The 20,130-nt window shown below is 37.9% G+C and carries 14 protein-coding genes; 4 read left to right on the forward strand and 10 right to left on the reverse strand.

What is annotated here, in order from left to right; all coding sequences use genetic code 11:
- Window positions 1-172: 172 nt before the first annotated feature.
- Complete coding sequence (locus C4F49_RS09340) at window positions 173-3,385, forward strand: UvrD-helicase domain-containing protein (protein WP_196935595.1); 3,213 nt, start codon at window positions 173-175, stop codon at window positions 3,383-3,385.
- A 5-nt stretch (window positions 3,386-3,390) separates the two neighbouring features.
- A complete protein-coding gene (locus C4F49_RS09345; protein ID WP_196935596.1) occupies window positions 3,391-6,321 on the forward strand; it encodes a PD-(D/E)XK nuclease family protein in 2,931 nt (976 codons plus the stop codon).
- Between the two features lie 89 nt (window positions 6,322-6,410).
- Here C4F49_RS09345 and C4F49_RS09350 read toward each other — a convergent pair whose 3' ends face one another.
- From C4F49_RS09350 to C4F49_RS09380, 7 genes are all read right to left on the reverse strand, one after another.
- Window positions 6,411-7,277: a cupin-like domain-containing protein gene (locus C4F49_RS09350; RefSeq protein ID WP_196935597.1), complete on the reverse strand. Its 867-nt coding sequence runs from the start codon at window positions 7,275-7,277 to the stop codon at window positions 6,411-6,413.
- 164 nt (window positions 7,278-7,441) lie between these two features.
- On the reverse strand, window positions 7,442-8,479 hold the full coding sequence (gene porN / locus C4F49_RS09355) for a type IX secretion system ring subunit PorN/GldN (RefSeq protein WP_196935598.1): 1,038 nt from the start codon (window positions 8,477-8,479) through the stop codon (window positions 7,442-7,444).
- A gap of 20 nt (window positions 8,480-8,499) precedes the next feature.
- Window positions 8,500-10,023, reverse strand: a complete 1,524-nt coding sequence (gene porM / locus C4F49_RS09360; protein ID WP_196935599.1) for a type IX secretion system motor protein PorM/GldM — start codon at window positions 10,021-10,023, stop codon at window positions 8,500-8,502.
- 33 nt (window positions 10,024-10,056) lie between these two features.
- On the reverse strand, window positions 10,057-10,701 hold the full coding sequence (gene porL, locus C4F49_RS09365) for a type IX secretion system motor protein PorL/GldL (protein WP_196935600.1): 645 nt from the start codon (window positions 10,699-10,701) through the stop codon (window positions 10,057-10,059).
- Window positions 10,702-10,732: 31 nt separating this feature from the next.
- The gene (gene porK, locus C4F49_RS09370) at window positions 10,733-12,022 is read right to left on the reverse strand and encodes a T9SS ring complex lipoprotein PorK/GldK (RefSeq protein WP_196935601.1); all 1,290 of its coding nucleotides are present in this window, start codon (window positions 12,020-12,022) and stop codon (window positions 10,733-10,735) included.
- A 252-nt stretch (window positions 12,023-12,274) separates the two neighbouring features.
- Window positions 12,275-13,042, reverse strand: coding sequence for a uroporphyrinogen-III synthase (locus C4F49_RS09375; RefSeq protein WP_196935602.1), 768 nt, complete (start codon window positions 13,040-13,042; stop codon window positions 12,275-12,277).
- Window positions 13,043-13,055: 13 nt separating this feature from the next.
- Complete coding sequence (locus C4F49_RS09380; RefSeq protein WP_196935603.1) at window positions 13,056-14,012, reverse strand: DUF4271 domain-containing protein; 957 nt, start codon at window positions 14,010-14,012, stop codon at window positions 13,056-13,058.
- Window positions 14,013-14,071: 59 nt separating this feature from the next.
- Here C4F49_RS09380 and C4F49_RS09385 point away from each other — a divergent pair, with 59 nt between their 5' ends.
- Window positions 14,072-14,641: a DNA-3-methyladenine glycosylase I gene (locus C4F49_RS09385; protein ID WP_196935604.1), complete on the forward strand. Its 570-nt coding sequence runs from the start codon at window positions 14,072-14,074 to the stop codon at window positions 14,639-14,641.
- On the opposite strand, the gene hpt is transcribed toward C4F49_RS09385, so the two are convergent.
- Complete coding sequence (hpt, locus tag C4F49_RS09390) at window positions 14,638-15,180, reverse strand: hypoxanthine phosphoribosyltransferase (RefSeq protein ID WP_196935605.1); 543 nt, start codon at window positions 15,178-15,180, stop codon at window positions 14,638-14,640. The genes C4F49_RS09385 and hpt overlap by 4 nt on opposite strands.
- Before the next feature lie 3 nt (window positions 15,181-15,183).
- The gene (locus C4F49_RS09395) at window positions 15,184-17,256 is read right to left on the reverse strand and encodes a transglycosylase domain-containing protein (protein ID WP_196935606.1); all 2,073 of its coding nucleotides are present in this window, start codon (window positions 17,254-17,256) and stop codon (window positions 15,184-15,186) included.
- Window positions 17,257-17,380: 124 nt separating this feature from the next.
- Between C4F49_RS09395 and C4F49_RS09400 the strand changes: the two genes are divergently transcribed.
- On the forward strand, window positions 17,381-18,439 hold the full coding sequence (locus C4F49_RS09400; RefSeq protein ID WP_196935607.1) for an Mrp/NBP35 family ATP-binding protein: 1,059 nt from the start codon (window positions 17,381-17,383) through the stop codon (window positions 18,437-18,439).
- Between the two features lie 146 nt (window positions 18,440-18,585).
- Here C4F49_RS09400 and C4F49_RS09405 read toward each other — a convergent pair whose 3' ends face one another.
- Complete coding sequence (locus C4F49_RS09405) at window positions 18,586-20,127, reverse strand: RagB/SusD family nutrient uptake outer membrane protein (RefSeq protein WP_196935608.1); 1,542 nt, start codon at window positions 20,125-20,127, stop codon at window positions 18,586-18,588.
- Between the last annotated feature and the right edge of the window lie 3 nt (window positions 20,128-20,130).

The raw sequence follows: 20,130 nt of genomic DNA on the forward strand, positions 1-20,130 counted from the left end.
TATGAACATCCAAAATTTGTAGTTGAAACTTTCAACGCATTGTTTCTTCAAAACTAGCCATCTGTTAATTTTTGAATTTTTACTTTTTAATTTTTACTTAATTAACTCTATCTTTCTAAGGAAAATAAAAACCTCGCTGGTTTTTGAATTTTTACTTTTTAATTTTCATTTCATGAAGCCCGTTAAAATCCTAAAAGCTTCGGCTGGTTCAGGAAAAACATTCAGTTTGACCGTACATTATCTTTCGCTGTTATTTGAAAATGAATTCAAATACCGTGAAATCCTTGCCGTAACTTTTACGAATAAAGCGACCGAGGAAATGAAAACCCGGATTTTAGAAGTATTGGAAGGCTTGGCGAAAGAAGATGCTTCTGATGGAATTGAAAGCTACAGGGCTTTAATCTTAAAGGCGAACCCATCGCTGACGCCTCAATCCTTGCAAGAGAAAGCAGATAAAATCTATCGCCGAATTCTTCATGATTACACACGTTTTTCGGTCAGCACGATTGATGGCTTTGTTCAGAAAGTGATTCGAGGATTTGCTTTCGAACTGGGATTGGATTCGAGCTATACCTTAGAAATGAATTTGGATAAGGTGAAGAACAACCTGGTTGAACGCTTAGATAAAGAATTGGACAGCAAACCTGAGCTCGTTGAATGGATTATCGATTTGGCTAAAGAGCGCATCGAAAACGAACAGAGCTGGAATTACAAAACCGAATTAATCAATTTGATATCCGAAATTTTCAAAGAGAAATTTACCGATTTCAGCGATGCGCTTTACGCTTTGGGTTTTGAGAACATTGATAAAATCTTTTCAAAATATAGCAAGGACGGAAAAGAATTCAAACAAAATTTTGAAGATGTCATCCATGCCAAGGCACAAGCATTTATCCAAGCCTATGAACAGGCTGGGTTGACAACAGATGATTTGGCTGGCAAATCCAGAAATCCATTGGCGAAAGCCAACAACATTCTTCAAGGCCAATATGACCTGATTGACAAATTGCAAAATTTCGTGGATAATCCAGAAATTTGGTTTCAGAAAAAAGCTAACACGGATTCTTATTACACATTGAACCCCTTATTAAAGGATTTAGTTGAGACATTTAAGTCTTTAGAACCTCATTATATTTTAAATAGCCATTTTCAGAAAAACATTTATTACTTGCGATTAATGCAAGAGGTTGCGCTTTTGTTAAAGTCCTATCGCGATGAAAATGGTACGTTGCTGACAAGCGATGCGCAGAATTTGCTGACTGGAATCACCGAAGATGCGGGCGATAACCCTTCTTTTATTTGGGAGAAAATGGGCAACCGATACAAAAACTTTCTGTTCGATGAATTTCAGGATACTTCGGTTTCCCAATGGAAAAGCTTCAAATCGCTCGTTCAAAATGCGGTGGCTTCGCCATCAGAGAATCAGATAGACCAATTGATTGTCGGCGACACCAAACAATCCATTTATCGCTGGCGGAATGGGGATTGGCGGATTTTGGAATCCCAAGCGAAAATTGATTTGGGTGATTTCAATATCCTGGATGATAATCTGGAAGAAAACTACCGAAGTTCTACAGAGATTATTGCATTTAACAATGAGCTGTTTTCAAGCTTCCCGAAAATCATTCAGCAGGAGCTGAATTCACGGATTGAGGAGTTGAACAGCAAGCCGATTGAAGATTGGTGGAAGAGCCAGCAGTATGACCAAATTGTCAATCATATTTACGCGCAAGCGAAGCAAAATACGCATAAGCGAACGAAAACCGGTGGTACGGTCAAGCTAAAGAAATTTGACAAACCGGAAGATGACGACCGCCTTTTCTCAGACGCCATTTTCAAAGAGCTTGCTTTGGCATATTCGATTCAAGAAATCAACTATTTAATTCAGGAGCTGAATTATTCCTACGGAAATATTGCGGTTTTAGTTCGAAAAAATTCAGAAGCAAAAGAAGTTGTCAATGCATTGATGGAAGCTGAAATTCCAGTTATTTCTGGCGAAGCCTTATTGATTGCGAGCAACTCTGCCATCGATTTATTGATAAATACCTTGTACGCCTTGGTCGGTTATCAAGAAAATACCTCGCTTTACAAAGCCAATAGCATTCATTTGTATCACAGCATTCATAAAAAAACGCTGAGTCCGAATGCGTTCCTGGACTTAAAAACAAAGCCGTTTTCTGAACTGACGGCGTTCTTGCCGGAAGATTTATGCATCAATTACCTGAATTGGATGCAATTGCCCTTGCCAGAATTGATTGAGCATTTGATTAAGGCCTATGGTTTGGACAAATTAACAACAAGTTTTGCCTATTTATTGGCCTTTCGCGACATCATTAGCAACGCGACTTTGCAAGGCGAAAAAGGAATTTTAAGCTTCCTGAATTGGTGGGAAGAAGAAGGCTATCGCAAAACGCTTCCTTCATCCTCGGCTGTCAATGCGGTTCAAGTCATGACCGTTCATAAATCAAAAGGTTTGGCTTTTGAAGCCGTACTTGTTCCATTTTGCAATTTAAATCTGGATAAAAAAGGAAACATTTTTTGGGTGAACACGGAAAACACCGTGTATGCAGATTTAAGAAGCATTCCGCTCAAATACAGCAGTGATTTAGGAAAATCTGCCGTTGCAACGTCTTATTTTGAGGAATCCTTGCACAATCACATTGATGCATTGAATATGCTGTATGTCGCAACGACGCGTGCTAAATTCTATTTGTTTTTAGGATTTAAGTCGAAAAAAGAGCATAAATTTTCTGACATGAGCGATGTGTTTGAACATCATTTTGCGGGGCAATGGAATGAAGAAAATGAGATAATCATTAACAATCCAATACCTTTAATGCCAAAGGACACTACGACAAATACTGTTTCATTTGATGAATATCCAACCTCATTTCGGATTTCAGAAGTATTTACGCAAACCGAAGAGCGGAATATTAAACATTTTCTAAATGAAAATCATGCCTCAAAAGATGGCAGTATTCTACATGATATCTTAGCAAATACCAACAATGAAAAAGAACTGTTGGACTATTTACAGAAACTTGTTTTGCAAGGCATAATCAGCAAAGATGAAACTGAAAGCTATCGCGAAAAAGTCTTGCATGTTTTTCGGCATCCTCAGCTGAATGCTTTGTTGTCGGAAAGCACCACAAGTTTTACTGAACGTAGCATCGTTGATGAACATGGCGATGTGTATCGTCCAGATAAAATCGCTTTGCTTCAACATAAAATCATTGTATTGGATTATAAGTTCACCTTCGAACAGAAAGAAGCGCATCGAGAACAGATTATCCAGTATGTGGAATTATTAAGAAATATGGGTTACGAACATGTTGAAGGCTATTTATTTTATGCTATTCAAGAGAAATTAATCGCCGTAAATTAAAAGACATGAAGACATTTTTAGGAGAAGTAGCGGAAGATTTAATTCAGAAATTGGGTGCCGATTTACAAGATTGCGCAATTATTTTCAACAATAAACGGCCAGCAAAATATTTAGCAAAAGAGCTCGCGCAAATCTATCAAAAACCCTTCTGGAGCCCTACATTTTTTACGATACAAGAATTTATTGCGACTTCGAGCAACTTAAATGTTGCTGATTTTTATACGCAATTTTTCACATTGTATACCAGTTACAATGATTTACTAAAGAAAGAAGGTCTCGATAAAATTGAAATGGACACTTTTTTTCCGATTGCGCAAACTTTGTTAAGCGATTTCGCACAGTTGGATTTAGACCATATTGAAGTCGATAGGCTGTTCAAAGAGTTGGAAGATATTGCCGAATTAGACCAGCAATTTGATTTTCTGACCGAAGAACAGCATGCTTTTCTAACAAAATTCTGGAAATCTTACAGCGAAGGGAAGCATAAAAAACAGCAAGAAAATTTCATTCGCATGTGGCGAAGAATGCCTTTATTGTATCATCGCTTTCATGCCGGATTAAAAGCGCAAGGGCTGAGTAGCAATGCGCTTTTGTATCGCCTTTTGGCCGACAAAAAAGAGGACAATCCTGCATTTCTATCCACTTATAAAAAAATAGTTTTTGTCGGATTCAATGCGTTGAGCCAATCCGAAGCAATCTTGTTTAAGCGCTGGCAACTGGAAGAGCGGGCGATGTTCTATTTCGATACGGATGCTTATTATCTGAACGACCCTTTGCAAGAAGCGGGGCTCTTTTTGAGAAGGAACATCGATTTGTATCAGCTGAAAAATGAACTGGATAATCAGCGTATTTTCTTAAAAGACAACCATGCGGAAGCGACGGTTTTTCAGGTTCAAGGCCAGCAAACGCAATCGAAAATTTTAAACGAAATTCTCGAAGAAGATTATCAGCAGATTGCAAACAGCGAAACTTACGGCGACACAGTCATTGTATTGGCTGACGAAAATTTGCTGTTCTCTACCTTGCAGACCATTCCAACAACGCTTGCTGACAAACAAATTCCTGTCAATATCAGTATGGGATTTAATTATCAAACGTCAAGCTTATTCGGCTTGGCAGATTTGTGGTTAACCTATCAAAAAAGAATTAACAAAACCAAAGGCGATGAAGAATACATGGTTCCACATCATCTTGTCGAATTATTTATCACGCATCCTCTAGTTAATTTGACTGAACAAAAGCGTTCTTCTATTCGCTCCATATTTGTTCAAGAACAGTTATTTCAAGTTCCGCTAGACCGATTGCTGAGACAAAAAGGGATTTTCGAAGTATTTTTCGCTGTCGAAAAAAATCCAAACTTCTTGGTGAGGGGCTTATCGAATCTGTTTGAATTTGTTCTTCATGAACAATTGCGAAGCAAATCGTTAAAGAAGATTGACGCCGAATTATTTGACAAAGCACTTCAGGAAATGAATCGCCTGCAAGACACATTGATTAGCTATGGAAATGAAACCAAAAAGCCATTTAATTTTTCGTTCGTTAGTACATTAATCCAAAAATCGTTCGAAGCCGTTTCTGTTCCTTTATCCGGTGACCCAATGAACGGTTTGCAAGTTTTGGGTTTATTGGAAACAAGAAACTTGAATTTCAAGCATGTGGTCTTTTTAGGGATGAATGACGGTGTATTGCCAAAATCATCGACCGCAAATAGTTTTATCCCCGACAGCATCCGTCGCGTGTATGGCTTGCCGGTTATTGAGAACCAAGATGCCATTTCGGCTTATATTTTTTACCGCTTGATTCAGCGAGCTGAAAAAATGAGCTTCGTGTACAACAACATTACTGACGAACGGAATTCGGGCGAACCATCGCGTTTCTTAAAACAATTGATTTATGAAAGTGCCTTGCAATTTTCTTTTGCTTCGCAAGAAATTAATCTGCAATTGGAATCCCATTCGGAAGTTTCTATCCCAAAAACTCCTGAAATTTTAGCGAAGCTGAATGACTATTTAACGGGTAAAAGAAAATTGTCAGCAACTGCCTTGACTACATACATTGCGAATCCAATCGATTTTTTCTACCGATACATTGCCAAAGTCGAAGAAGCGGAAGAAATCACTGAAGTTGTTGAAGCGAATCGACTAGGTACAATTCTGCATAATAGTTTGGAGGATTTTTATCGCGAACTCATGGCAGACGACCAGCCGATTACCAGAGAGCGAATTGAGCAACAGGAAGCCAAAGTTGACTTTCTAATCCAAGATAATTTCAGAAAAGAATTTTATCCTAACGAAACCAAGCCAATTCAGTATTCAGGCATGCAAAAAGTCATTATGGCAATAGTCAAAGAATACATTCATGTTATTTTAAAGCAAGACAAAGGCACGACACCTTTTCGGGTAAAGGATTTAGAAGCTGTGTTAACGACTTCTTTTCCTTTTGAAGACAGTCATGGAAAAACGCAATTCATCACTTTAGAAGGCCGTATTGACCGCGTAGACGAATTGCAGGACGCGATTAGAATTGTAGATTACAAAACAGGTTCGGATGATTTGACTTATGCGACGCTAGAAGATGCTTTTGAAACCAATGGGAAGAAATTGAACAAGGCATTGATTCAGACCTTATTTTACACCTATGTTTTTGAACAAGCAACAAGAATAAAAAACGTTGAACCCCATTTATACATTATTCGAAAAATGACGAAAGAAGGTTCTTTATTCAGAACTAGAAGACGAATTGAATTAGAGGGCGGGAAATCGAAGGTCAGTAGCCTCGAGTTATCGGGAGAATTGTTAACCGAGGAGAAAGAGATTTTCCAACAAGAATTAAAACTAAAATTAAAAGAATTATTTGACCCAGCAATTCCTTTTTACGTCAGTACAGAAGATGGGAATTATAGCTATTCGCCATATAAAACGCTAATGGTAAATTAGATTTTAGAATCTGGTGAAAAATAAAAAGGCGATTTCTGAAGAAACAGACATCGCCTTTTTTGAATTTTTACTTTTGAATTTTGAATTCCTTACTGGTATTTCTTAAGTGCCTTTTCAGCACGTTTTTTCGCCATGTCAATTTTGTATTCGAACCATTTTTCTTTAAAAAGCTTTCTCATGGTGTCATCAAAATAACGAGTTACAAAAAGGTTTCGAGCCCCTTTGATTTTTTCGCTCAGTGATGAAGGCAATGCACGGACCGATATCGAGTATCCTTCCGTTTCATATTGAATATAGTGCCACCAGCCAGCTGGCATGTATAACGTATCGCCAGGGTTGATAATGGCCTCGTAACCGTGCAGATATTTCAAAGCCGGAAATTCTTCAACCGAACTTAATTTTGGATTGGCAATTCCATGAAAATTATACGGTAATTTATACAGCAAATCAGATTCACTATTTGGAAATAACCAAATACGTTTCGAACCTTGAAATTGAGAAATAAACACGTGAGACATGTCAATGTCGAAGTGATTACGTGTCGCCGAACCTTCTCCACCAAAAAACATATACGGCAACCATTGCAATACTTTGCCTCCGGTAACATCATTATAAATCACATCCTTCTTTAATTCAGGACGGATTTTCATTAAATTGAAAAGAAATAACCGCAATTCAGTCGGTTCCTTCTGGATTAAATCTAAGTATTCAGCCAAGGTCATTTTAGCAACTGGCGCGCTCGCCGCACGGTCTTGAGAATCTTGCTCGCGTCCATACACATCAATGCGCTCGTTGCCAGCAATCTCTTTGAAATAGTCATAACTCCATTTAGACCAGCATGCGCTATCCTTACTTACAAAATCTTTTATGATTACAGGTTGACTTTTTTTAAGATAATTCTTTTTGAAGTCCTCTGCTGTAATTCCTGATATACTATCAATCGGTTCTAATTTCACAGCCAAATTTTTTAATTCGATTAATACAAACTTAAAAAAAAATATTTCTACATAATGCCACACATGAAAATATAAAAACAAGTGTTTTAGGAATTATGAAATTCCACAGACAATTACGTAGAAATACCTAGACTAAAAGAAGTCTGTTGTTTTGTTCATATTCATTAATACGACCATAAATCTTGTTCGTAGTCCATTAATGTTTTCTTGATTCGTTCAGATTCGTATAATTTATCCAAATCATCATTGATATAATCCTTGATACGCATATCCTCAGGATTTGATTGTTTCACAATGTAACTCGTAAATAAGCGTTTGATAAAAACATCATCATAACTCAATCCAGTAGCATCACTGTGGCGATTCACAACTTCCTTGTTCACAAAAACGTGTCTAGCTTCTGGAAAATAAATCCAGAATGCTGGCGCAGCATCAACTTGTGGAACAAATGCGGTATCAAAAGTTGGTACTGGAACGTTATCCGCCTCTGCTGTAGCCGTTGCAGTTTCTTCAACAGGAGGTGGAACCGCGAACGGGTCAAAAGGGTTCACACCAGCAGTGCCTTCCACAGCTCCAGCATTCGCTAAGCCCACACCAGAATCCATCCCTGGAATCTGTGGTGTAATTAAAGGCGCAATTCCGATAATTCTTGGTTCAAAAACAGAACGTTGCTTATCGAAAATCCAGTCTTCTTTAATCCTGAATTTAACCACCATTGTAGGGTCAAAATCTCTTGATTCATAAGAAGAAGAAACAACTTCGTTATTCTCGTTAAATTGTTCAACTAATACACTATCACCGCCAAAACGAGCCATCACTTGATCTGGAGGCAAAACCGTTTTGAAAGCATCTCCGTTCGGATCATCCTTTGTTGGCGTTGGATCATAAGCCGTCAATTCGCCAGCCATGATCGCATCTAGGATAACAGTTATCAGACTTGATTTAGGGGATGCAAAAGCGCGGTTCATCTTTTCGCGTAAATCCATTTCTCTCCACACACGCTTGCTAAAAGCAATATCCGTCTGTCTTATCGCCGCGTAAGGAACGACCTTACGATTTTCAATGTCTGTTTTTACCACATAGCCGTCAACAGGAGGTTCCTCCGGCTGAATAGGCTTTGTGCTGTTCGATAGATTTTCTTGCTGTGCACTTGCATGCAAACAGAAAATCCCAACAGCAAAAGATAGAAGCAACTTTTTCATAACACCCTCTATTATTCTTATTAATTCGTTACCTGGAACGTTATCGGATCCAAGTTTTGTGCTACTCCGTCAGGACCAACACCTACTATATCGTAAATCATAACCACCGAACCAGCAGTAACACCCGCAAGACCAGTTTTCATCTGACCTGAGAATGATTGACCTGAAGCTTGGTAAGGTCCGATTGGATCAACTCTAGGTTTAGCGATATACATGTTAAATTTAGTAATGCTGAATTTAGCATCGAACTCAAAATTATCCAGCGCAGCTGAAACAACATTTTGACCTCTTAACTGCGCAGCAGAAATACGGCCTCCCGTTTTACCGCCGATACGAGCCGTCGGTTTTGGAATGCGTTTAATTCTAAATTTCGTACTTCCTAAATTCGTTGTTTTGTCACCGATTTTAGCAGAAACATTGATTGTAGCTTCGCCAGTTGCAGAAACTTTCGCACTATATTTTCCACCAGAACCAGAGATCGAAACACCAGAACCAGATACAATTAAGTTCTCTTTGGCAATGCCTGGTGCAGAAACCGATATCGGGTTATTCACACCAATATACAACACATTCATTGCATCAGGTGAAACAACCGCTGACGGACGAGCAACTTGGTAAGTCATCGGCTCCGTTTCATAGGTTTTCACAGTTCCATCTGTTTGCTGTACGTTAATCAAACCTTTCCAAGTGAACGTTCCCTCAGTTCCCGTATTCACTGTATACAAACCTTGTCCTTCTGTAACCTGCAACGCGCTTCCGCCTACACTGATCTGAGGATTGGATTTGGAATCATACGCTGTTAAAAACACTTTTGCTGTGTATGGCTGACCTTGAATCAAATAGGATGTTGGTGCAACCGCAACTGCGGCAAAGCGGTCTAAATTAACAACAGCTTGATCCATTTTGCCAAAAATATGTTTCACAACTGCCGATTCTGCATTTTTAGCATCTGCATTGATTTTATCTAACGCAGTAATTGCTGCCGTCAAAGGAATACCGTCACCGAAATTCACATCCTCCCACGATTTTTTAATCCCTCCTCTTGGTTCAGGATCTTCTGCTGAAAGCGAAAAACTAACTTCATTATTCGTCAATTTTTCTAATTCTGCACGGGTAGCGTTAATCTGGTTTTTTAATTCTTTTCCGCGACCTTGATTAATCATCAATCGGTACGCGATATCAGTGCTTGATCTAAAATCAACATCGCCGGTTTCTTCGTTCAAACCACCGCCTTCTTGTACTAATAAATCACTGTATTGTTTAACTTGAGCTGTTAATTTTGTAATCAACGCCTGTGCCTGTGTAGCCTTATCTAAAATAGGCTGTGCACGCTCAGGATTTTCTTTCAATTTTGTCTCTCTGAATGCAAGAAACATATTGTCGATACCCGCTTGTGTATTTTGAGTGGATGTGTTCAAACTATTACTCAAATTCTTAAATGCATCCAAGATGGAATCACTTACATTCAGCGCCACTAAACCTAGCAACACCAAATATAAAATGCCTATCATCCGCTGTCTCGGAGTTTCTTTTTTCCCTGCCATAAAGTAATTTCTTTTTCTTAATTATAAACTACGTTATGCGCGATTACCAGGATTCATTGCAGTTAGCATGTTCCCGTAAATGGCATTTAATGAGGTTAAGTTTTTATTGAATGTGCTCACTTGGTCTTTGAACTGTTGCATATCGGCAGAAGATTCATTGAATGCCTGTAAATCAGACGCTGCTCTTTCAAAGGCAGAACTTAAATGGGATGCACCAGTTGATGCTTCGTTCAATTTGTCTGCAAAATGATTAGTCGCAACTGCTGTGTCAGCAACTTTTGAAATGGAAGCAACCTTGTCGCCAAAAGTTCTTAAACCATCGCCTAGATTACCAATTAAATTTTCATCGATTTTCGCGTTTTGTAACAATTGATCCAAAGCCGCCGTGTTACCAATCGCTACATTTGTAGTTTTTGATATCTGAGCACCTCTAGGAGGCAATTCGCCAGAAAACTCTTCGTCCAATTCAGGATACACACGAGTCCAATCTGGTTCTGGTTCGGATTGAACAAAACCCATTACAAAAAATAGCAAAGCCTCAACAGCCAAACCAATTCCAATCATCCATTCTCCACCTTTAAAATGTAAAATCTTAAACATCAACCCGATAATAACGACTGATGCACCCCAGTTGATCAGGGTGTTAATACTAAAAGCGAATTTTCTTTTCTTTGCCATTTTGTAATCTATTTTATAATAATTGTTAATGTTAATTAGCCACTCCAACGTACCTTGTTACCGATCTGAAACCTATATAGGATTTCGAGGTATCTTGGTATTCGTATTGTCTTGTCGAGTTCTGAAGGAAATAACCGACATCTTTCCATGATCCGCCACGAACAACTTTACGTTTTAAAGCTTCGTGATCGCCTGGTTTTGAATGATAGGTATACGTTGGATTCATATCGTGAACAAATGAATAAGCCGACTCATTGTAACTTGACTGCGTCCATTCAGCAACGTTTCCAGCCATGTTGTACAATCCAAAATCATTTGGCCAATAAGAATAAACGGGAGCTGTATACGCCGCACCATCATCCATGTAATTACCACGACCGGGTTTGAAATTGGCCATCAGGCATCCTCTTGCATTACGTGCAGTCGGCCCGCCCCATGGATATTGCATTCCAACTTTCCCACCACGGGCAGCATATTCCCATTCTGCCTCAGAAGGCAATTGATACGGAACGCGTTCTTGTTGTTTATTTCCAGGAGCCGCATTGTTGAACAACCGCGTTCTCCAAGTGTTGAAAGCCTGAGCCTGACGCCATGTGACACCTACAACAGGATATTCATCAAAAGATGGATGAGAGAAATATCCTTCAACCATTGGCTCGTTTTGTGCATAGCTAAAATCCGATAACCAAACAGTCGTATCGGGATAAATTAACATCGTATCGCGTAAAATAAAATCGGAGCGTGTTTTTGTCGGATCGTTTTTAGCACTGATTGCGGAGCGCAAATCATACCATTCGAAATGATACTTCAATAAACGAACATCAAGTTCATTCTTACCAAAAATACGATCCTCACCTTGATAGTACATGCTGTTCAAGCGGTCTTTTACTGTCGCAACATTTGATTCCCAAGGAGAATCCCTATTCACTTTTTTCCAGTCGATATGGCGTTCGCCGTTGCCCATATCAACGAAATAACTTGGGTCATTTAAAAAATTGTAAATTAAAATTGAATCTCTTACCCAATTTACAAATTGACGGTATTCACTATTTGATATCTCTGTATCATCCATATAAAATGGAGCTATAGTCACTTGACGGTTTTGAGCAGTTTGTGAGAACGTAATGTCTTCATCCGATTGGCCCATAATAAAAGTTCCTCCCGGAATTAAAACCATTCCAAAAGGTGTTTTATTGGATTTAAGCTTATTTAATCTTGCGCCAACGAGCTCCCCGGTATTGCCTGGACCTTTACAACTTGTGGCTAAAATTGCGGAGACCAAAAGCATTCCAAGCAAATATTTATAACGTTCTATATTCATTATAGTAGAAGTATATCTTAATTTCATGCAAATATCATTGCAAGATAGTTTTTTTCTTAAATAAAACTTAAAATTAATAAGCTGAAAACTTAATTAATTAAGCTAACTATTTTCATAGGGCTTATAAAAAAACCAAATTTAATAATCATATTTCAGTAATTTAACAAAACTTAACGATTAATTATCAAATTTTGAATCCAAAAAAAGCAGCATTAAATGTAATACTGCTTTTTTTAATATTCTTATTCTTTTCTATTTATTGACCTGTTTGATGTACTGTTCAACTGCCATCGTCATGCTTGGCGCTTGCGGAGTAGGTGCCGGAATGTCCAGCAAGAGTCCATGATCCAGCAACGCTTGCTGTGTAGTTGCTCCGAAACCTGCAATTCGTGTATCATTCTGAATAAAATCCGGAAAATTATCATACAGCGACTGCACGCTTGAAGGGCTGAAGAAGACGATGATGTCGTAAAAAACGTTTTTTAAATCGGTAATGTCCGAAATAACGGTCTTAAACAATACGGCAGGAGTGAAATCATAACCATTTTCTTGTAGCCATTTCTGAGTATCTTCATTGGCAACATCTGAACAAGGAAACAAAAATTTCTCTTTGCTATGCTTCTTAAGCACATCTTCCAAATCCTTTGCTGTTTGTTTTCCGAAGAATATTTTTCTTTTTCTGTATTGAATGTATTTTTGAAGATACAAGGCAATGGCTTCGGAAATGCAGAAATACTTCATATCAACAGATACTTCGAATCGCATTTCTTCACATACCCTGAAAAAATGGTCAACAGCATTTTTGCTCGTAAAAATAACTGCAGTATACTCTGCAAAATTCACTTTATCCTTCCGAACATCTTTCGCTGGAACTCCTTCAACATGAATAAAGCCTCTAAAATCTAGTTTTAGATTATACTTTTCTGCTAAAAGAAAATAAGGTGATTTTTCATTATCAGGCTTTGGCAAAGTCACTAAAATACTCTTAACTTTCTTTGCTCTTTCTACATCAATCTGCATATATTTCTCTTACTTAATTGCTTAGTGTCTTCACTAAAATTAATATCGGTGCGACTTCGAGACTACAAAGATAGAGAAATAAATAAAAAACAGAAAATTTACTATTTCCAATAAAATTAAATGCCGTCCGTACAAACCTATATATGAATAAAATAATAACAATTACTGAAAATAAAATTAACAGAAACTTAAAGTAGGTTTGAGGTACCAATGTAACAATTAACAGAAACGGCATTAAAATTAACAGACTGTTAAAATAGATTAAATACAACACCGCAATATACTCTCGAACAATTCTGTTAATCAAGAAGACAAATGCTACAAATCGGATAATTAATATTTTTAAAATAAATAGCAAACCGACAATTCCAGCAATTTTGATGTAGTTAATCGGATTCAGAAAGATAGAATTGTTGAACCCTGATTCGGTTATTAAAATAAAAAGTGCCAACGCCGCACTAAAAATGATGTACAAAATAATATATGACCAAGAAGTCGCCATGTTATCCTCTTTGCTGACCTGAATCAAAAGGCGGTCTTTGTAAAAAGCCTCCGTGATAATCGAAAAATCTACAGGAAAAAATATTTTTACGATGGCTAAGGCTAAAAACAACCCCAACACGACTGCGAATACCCAAATTGGCCGATGGAATTTCTCCGCTGAAAATTCAGTTTCACCAAACTTTTTCAACATCAATTCATCATGCAGTTTCATCCATCCGATAAAATCCCCATTCTTGACAATCAGCTTTTCTTTTAAATCTTCGACGAATTGAGACTGCCTATTTGGATCAGGAAAAACATATTCGTTATAAATTAGGGACCGGACGTCTACTACACTGTCAGCAACTGAAGAACTATCCACAAGTGATTGTTCATCCAGATTCAAATCAGTCTGTGCATAACTAGAAAAGGACAGGAGATTCACAAATAAAAGTGAGAAAAAAAATAAAAATACCTTCCTTTGCATGTATAGATTTTAATGTCTACAAAGGTATAATAAAAATATTGAGCTAAAGCAAGCGGACGATGACAAAAGAAAGTTTAACAAGATGTGTATGGTGCGGAACAGACGAATTATACACCAAATATCATGATGAAGAATGGGGGAAACATACCTCTGATGAAAAAACTTTATTTGAATTTCTTATTCTTGAAGCCGCGCAGGCTGGATTAAGCTGGATCACCATATTAAGACGAAGAGAGCACTACAAAAGGCTATTTGCAGATTTCGATGTTGAAAAAGTAGCCAACTTTTCAGACGAAACTATTGAAAGTATCCTATTGGATGCGGGAGTTATCCGCCATCGCGGAAAAATTACCAGCGCAGTGAGCAATGCAAAGATATTCATGGACATTCAAAAAGAATTCGGCAGTTTTTATGCCTACTTATATTCATTTATGCCCGAAAATAAACCATTGGCAATATCCTATTCTTCACATGGACAAATCCCAGCTACGAGCGCTCAATCTGATGCGATTTCCAAAGATTTAAAAAAACGAGGTATAAAGTTTTTTGGCAGTACCATTTGTTACGCGTACATGCAAGCAGTTGGTATGGTAAACGACCATACGATTTCTTGCGATTTTAGGAATTAGTCAGATTCTACTTGTTTATATAGGTCTGGCAAATTCCGGCATTGCCCATTATAATCGAGTCCAAAGCCTACAACAAAGTCATTGTCGATTTCAAATCCGACATACATGATGTTGTCAAATTCATATTGAACCTTGTCTGGCTTGAGCAACATGGTACAAACTGAAACGCTAGCAACATGGTGTCTCTCCAGCACATCCATCGTATGTTTTAACGAATTTCCAGTATCCACAATGTCTTCGACAATAACGACATGCCTGCCTGTTAAATCCGTATTGATACCGATTAATTCTGTGACTTCTTCATTTTCTAGGCCTTTGTAAGAAGCCAATTTAACAAAAGAAAGTTCGCTAGGAATATGGATTTGTTTCATCAAATCGCTCATAAACATGAAACATCCGTTCAGAACGCCAACAAAAACCGGATTCTTATGCTCGTACTTGACATTGATATCAATGCCTATTAAGCGTATTCGTTTCTGGATTTGATCATGATCAATCAGCAATTCAAACTCTAAATCATCTATTCGTATATTTCCCATGCCTTATTCTTCTGATTTATTTTTGGTGCCCAATAGTCTTTCAATCAACGATTTTTTCCTGTTTTCTTCCTGATCGATTTCTTTGATCATATCTTCCAATTCCCATTCTTGCAACATATCCGTAGAATCGACAATTCCTTTCGGTCTTGGTGGTCTTAAATTTTCCTGAAGCTGCACACCGTAGAAACCGTAAGCTTCCGGAACAGCCTCGCCAGCCAATTGCCCTCGCTTATTCAAAATATAGCCGTAGGTATTGAAATGACGTTGCACCCAAGGTTTTAAATGCCCCGTATAATCGAAAGAAGACAGTCCCGTTTTTGGACGCGGAATAATGCTAGAGAGGTACAAACTTTCTCCAAGATTTAAATCTGAAGCTGTTTTACCAAAATAATAGTTGGATGCCTCATTGATTCCATACACATTTTTTCCCCACTCGATTACATTCAGGTATATTTCGAAAAGTCGGTCCTTGCTAACTTCATGCGAAGATTCCATCAACCAAACGATAAGGATTTCTTCGAGCTTTCGCATAATAGTTTTATTCCGGTTAAGAAATAGATTTTTAACGAGTTGCATCGAAATGGTACTTGCTCCGCGCTTGAATTTCTTTTCTTTGATGTTGGTGACGAGCGACAATTTGAATGCTTCTTCCTCAAATCCATTGTGCTCATAAAAAAATGGATCTTCCGTATTTAAAACGGTTTTCTTCAAAATCGGAGCAACCTGATTTAGGGTTCTGAAATTCGGATTTTGAGGACCTACGATAATTTCCCGTACCAAAAGCGTGTCTTCATACGCTTTGTATACGAAAGGCTGGTTTAAGGCAGAAATATTTGCATTCCCCCATTTTGTCACTTTTAAGTTCTTATCGTCGACGGAAGCAGTAAATTTAAGGCTGTCCGGGTTATCGAAAGCAACTTCAAAATCCAAATCGAATTGTGTGTCTCCAGCAACCTGAACTCCTTCGATTGATTCAAATAATCCTGACGGAATAGCATCGAAAAACTTTTGCGTTTCAAATTTTCCTGTGTGTACCGCAAGTGCGAGCGACTTTTTAGGACTATGGATGTATTTTACAAAGGGCTTAAATTCAAAATCTTTTACCGTAACTTTTGTACCTTCTTGAATTTCAACGGCATTATTGCTGATAATCAGTCCTCCAGCGCCAGATGCATTTGGCAGAATGATATCTTTATCCGATAAGCGCCAGTGATTGACGACCAGGTTGGTAACTTCCCAATTTCCTGAGAGCGTCAAATTATTTTTATTTACGCGATTTATCCCATCTAAGTCAAAACTGACTTCATCAAAACTAACATGCAATCCATATTTTCTGCCTAAAACAGGCAATTCAACACCTTTATCTTCTGATGAAACAACAACACTTAATTCTTGCTTGTCAGGATTCACATGGCCTTTGAAATTCCATTTTGCTTCATTATCATTTAAAAAAACCAGGATATCATATTTCCCATTATCCACCTCCCCTTCGGGCAATGTCACCTTCTGAGTTGTCGATGAATCTTGGTAAGAGACTTCAATATTTTTTAATTTCATGTCCTTCGGAATTTTGAAGAACACCTGTTTGATTAATTTATCTGCGGTTTCGGCCAGATTTCTTTCGGTTACTTCGGTTTTGGCACTGTCTTGAGCTGATTTTTTCTTAAATAAAAAATCATAATTTGAGACGGAATCTGTTTTGACAAAAGTCACTTTTGCATCAGCCATATCGATCAAACCTATCTTGACTTCACCAAAAATCAATGGCCATAGACGAACAGAAACTTTCAGGTCTTCAATGTAAGCAAGCTGTTCTGCCGAATCAGGTTTTAAGGTCAAATGATGGAACGCAACGGTAGCCAAACCTGCAAATCTATAATCCTCCATCGCAAATTCTAACCCGTAATCCGATTTTAGCTTTGTCTGTGCTTTCTTAACAACCGAATCGAGAATTGCTTCACGTTTTGATAATGCATATGCAGTTAACCCACCAAAAAGCAATAAAACAGCTCCCAAAACAATAAAGATGATTTTCTTTTGCTTTTTATTAATTTTAGGGAAAGTAAATTTCTGCATACTATTAAAATTGTTAATCTTCTACAATTATCAGGCTAAAAATAGGATAAAAAACATTAAAACACCTACATGACAAGATTATCTTGCAAAAGGATTAGTTTTGTAATCTGTAAATTACAGCTTCATGATTACTAAAGAAAACATTTTACACGCCTTAAGCCATGTGGAAGAGCCTGATTTAAAGAAAGATCTGGTCACTTTGCACATGATTGAAAATATTGAAATATTACCCAACAAAATAAAATTTGATGTGGTATTGACCACGCCTGCCTGTCCGCTAAAGGCGCATATCGAACATGCCTGCCGGAATGCGATTGCGCTATTTGTTGATAAGAATATTCAAGTCGATATCAACATGACGTCTCGAGTAATCAGTACGGAGTCGCATCAATTAAAAGGAATCAAAAACATCATTTTGGTTTCCTCTGGAAAAGGCGGTGTCGGAAAATCTACTGTTGCGTCAAACTTAGCATTGGCATTGGCCGATCTGGGTGCGAAAACTGGTCTATTGGATGCAGATATCTATGGCCCTTCTTTGCCGATTATGTTTGGCTTAGAAAATGCCAAACCACAATCCACACAAACAGCTGATGGAAAAACGAAAATCCTTCCGATAGAAAAATTCGGATTGAAATTGCTGTCCATCGGATTTTTCACAGACCCAAGCCAGCCTATTCCTTGGCGCGGGCCAATGGCAACGACCGCTATAAAACAACTATTCAATGATTCGGATTGGGGCGAACTCGATTATTTAATCGTCGATATGCCTCCTGGAACTGGAGATATCCATATTACAGTCTCGCAGACCTACCCTATTTCGGGAGCTGTTATTGTGACAACACCTCAACAGGTTGCATTGAACGACGCCATAAAAGGAATTGCGATGTACAAAATGGAAGGCATCAATGTGCCTATTTTGGGAATTGTAGAGAATATGGCCTATTTCACTCCAGAAGAATTACCAGAAAACAAATATTACATTTTCGGAAAAGATGGAGGAAAACGTTTGGCCGAAGCCAATCAGCTCCCATTCCTCGGAGAAATCCCATTGGTCAAATCGGTTGCCGATGCAGGCGATAATGGCTTTCCAATCGTATTAGACAGCGAAGAATCTGTCGGAAAATATTACACTGAAATCGCTGGAAGAGTCGCTCAAGAAGTGAGTATTTTGGCGAGGGGGTAAACTACGAAGATTCAGACCCATACAAGTTAATCGAAAGAATTTGTTTGTATTAAAAAAATCCTCAAAAATTAGGCGAAATTATCGCTTAATTTTTGAGGATTTATAATTAAGAGCCCTATTTTATATATTAGAACTCTTAAAATTTGTTAGTCGATCAAACTATTGTAATCTGTTTCTCTTGCAGGAGTAACAACTTTCCAACCGTTATTATCGGTAGGATTTATCGTTATTGCAAACACTTGCAAGAAATTGCCTCCAGCCGCATGGCTTTTTCTGACAATCGAGTCTCCCCATCTTTTACGGTCAAAGAAATCAAAACCTTCGCCCCACAATTCAATTCCTCTGTATTTTTTAATTTCATTGAAAAGATTAACTCCAGTCAAGGTACAAGTATACTCAGCATCTCTGCCACTTGTTCTGTTTAATTCAATTAAAAGATTTTGAATATCGGTCGCACTTCCGCTTTGCTTGTATTTAGCTTCAGCTTCTATTAATAGCATTTCAGAAGCTCTGAAATTATTAATATTTGCAGTTCCAGGCATCACATTCGCTTTAATCTTAAATTGCATATACGAGTAGGCGTGAGAATTAGAAGGAATATCAGTGTACAATCTTCTAACTTCTGCTAAAGCAGCATCACTTCCTCTACCTGTAGAGGCATTGAACGTAAAACCAGAACCTACTGGATTGAAGAACATAGATTTCCGGATATCAGACGCTGGAATCTTATCGTACAAATCTTTGTTAATTGATTTAGGGAAAGTTCTAGCTACGGTTGCTGTTGAATTATATCCTATGTATGCTCCATAAGCATAGAAAAAGATAGTTTCGTCCGTATTATCGTATACAGACCAAATCCATTCTCTGTTTGGGTTGGAGAAACCAGATTTATATTCTGCATTCGTCATTAAAGCGTAATTTGCTCTAGCTAATTTTGCATATTTTTCAGCATTCGCAAAATCTTCTTTATTCAACGCGGCTCTTGCATAGATTGCGTGCGCAACATCTTTATTCACTTGATAATTGCGATCTGTATCTCTATCCAATCCAGACGACGTATAAAGGGACAAAGCAAGATCCAAATCATCATAAATTACTTTGTAAGTATCGGCAAGTGTAGAAAGAGGCAAGTCATTCAAGCCCTCTTCTAAACGAAGAACTACTGCGCTTGTACTTCCATTGTTGGATGAAGACCATCTGTCTCCATACACCTGAGCAAGCATCATGTAAGAATAAGCTCTGAAAGTTAAAGCCTGAGCTTTAATGAACTCTTTTTCATTTTGAGGCCCGCTAACCGCATCAATTTGATGGATGATCGCATTCGCATTACTAATAATCGTGTAGTAATAGTACCATGGAAAATAACCATATGTGCTTTGATTATTTGAGAAAAACTCCATGTTTACCGGAATCGTCATAGTAGCTTGAGGATGCGAAAGATTCTCTCCTGCATATTCTCCATAATACAGTTTAATTGTACCTTCTCCATTAAACCCTTGACTTCCCAAGTATTGTCTTTTCATTAATCTAGACAACCCGTTAATTGCAAGTTTTGCATTTTCGACACTTTCAAATACAACATCTGGACCAGTAGCATGAGTCGGCGCAGTGTCTAAGTATCCCTTGCTGCATGAGTTTAGAAGTGTAATCGCTAAACCCAAATAAATTATTTTATTTAATATCTTCATTTT

Source organism: Sphingobacterium hungaricum (assembly GCF_015210005.1).
GTDB lineage: Bacteria > Bacteroidota > Bacteroidia > Sphingobacteriales > Sphingobacteriaceae > Sphingobacterium > Sphingobacterium hungaricum.